Origin of the sequence: Bradyrhizobium sp. CCBAU 25360 (genome assembly GCF_028128695.1) — a bacterium.
Taxonomy (GTDB): domain Bacteria; phylum Pseudomonadota; class Alphaproteobacteria; order Rhizobiales; family Xanthobacteraceae; genus Bradyrhizobium; species Bradyrhizobium ottawaense.
In genome coordinates, this window is the sequence record NZ_LBJA01000012.1 from 1 (window position 1) to 1,227 (window position 1,227).

1 protein-coding gene is annotated in these 1,227 nt (G+C 65.7%); it reads right to left on the reverse strand.

What is annotated here, in order from left to right:
* Window positions 1–1,227: Ig-like domain-containing protein (locus tag XH81_RS04770; protein WP_271596012.1), on the reverse strand; the 1,227-nt coding region annotated here is incomplete at both ends.

Consider the following 1,227-nt stretch of genomic DNA (forward strand, 5'->3'; position numbering starts at 1 on the left):
CTTGCCCGACAGGTCGGAGGTCTGGAAGCTCCACTTGCCGTCGGCTCCCGTGGTCACCGAACCGACCGAGGTCGTGCCGTCCGACAGCTTGATCTCGCTGTTGGGATCGGCCGTGCCCTTGATCGTTGCCGTGTGATCCCAGTGCTGGCGCACATTGGTGACTTCGACGGTCGCAGCGTCCTTGGTGCCGCCATGACCAATCGGCGGATCGATCGGCTGCGACAAGGCGCTGGTGTTGCCGGCGGCATCGGTTGCCGTCGCGGTGAAGGTGTGGGACCCGTGCTTGAGATTCGGGGTCGTCACGCTCCAGTCGCCATCACTCGCGACGGTCGCGGTGCCAAGCAGGGTCGTGCCCTCATAGAGCTTGATCGAGCTCCCCGCTTCCGCCGTACCGGATACCGTTGCGCGGTTATGCGTGGTGGGATCGCTCAACAGGATCGGAGCATCGGGGGCAGCGCTATCCACCGTGACATCCAGCGCAGCCGATGCCTTGCTGGTGGCGCCGGAGACCGTGTCGGTCGCGGTGAAGCTGTGCTTGCCGTCAGGCAGTGCGACGGTGGTGTAGTGCCATGCTCCGTTCGCATCCGCCGTGACGGTGCCGAGCTGGGTCGTGCCGTCGAGCACCTTGACCGTGCTGTTGGCAACCGCAGTCCCCGCCAGGGTCACCGTTTTGTCGCTCGTGATGTGATCACCGGCGGTGCCGGTATCGTTGGAGAACGAGGCGATCTTCGGCGCGGCCGGCGCAGTGGTGCCGGTGCCTGATGTGCCCGTGCCGGTGGTACCCGTACCCGAGGTACCCGAACCGGACGTGCCCGAACCGGTGGAGCCCGTCGTCGTTCCAGAACCGACGACCGCATCCACAGCAGCCGACGCAGCACTGACGTTGCCAGCAACGTCGGTCGCCTTTGCCGTCAGGGCGTGCGAACCGGCCGACAGTGCGGACGTCGTGACGCTCCACGCACCGCTCGCGTTGGTCGTCGCGGTGCCGACCTGGGTCGTTCCGTCGAACACCTTGATCGCGCTGTTCACTTCAGCGGTCCCCGACATCACGACCTGATTGGCAGTGTTGACGGTGTCACTCGCGATCGCCGGTGCAGCTGGCGCCTTGGTATCGACGGTGACCGCCACCGCAGTCGATGCCACGCTGGTTTGCCCCGACGAGTTGGTCGCGGTCGCCGTCAGCGTATGCTTCGCATCGGTCAAGACCTTGGTGATGTAGTCCCAGCT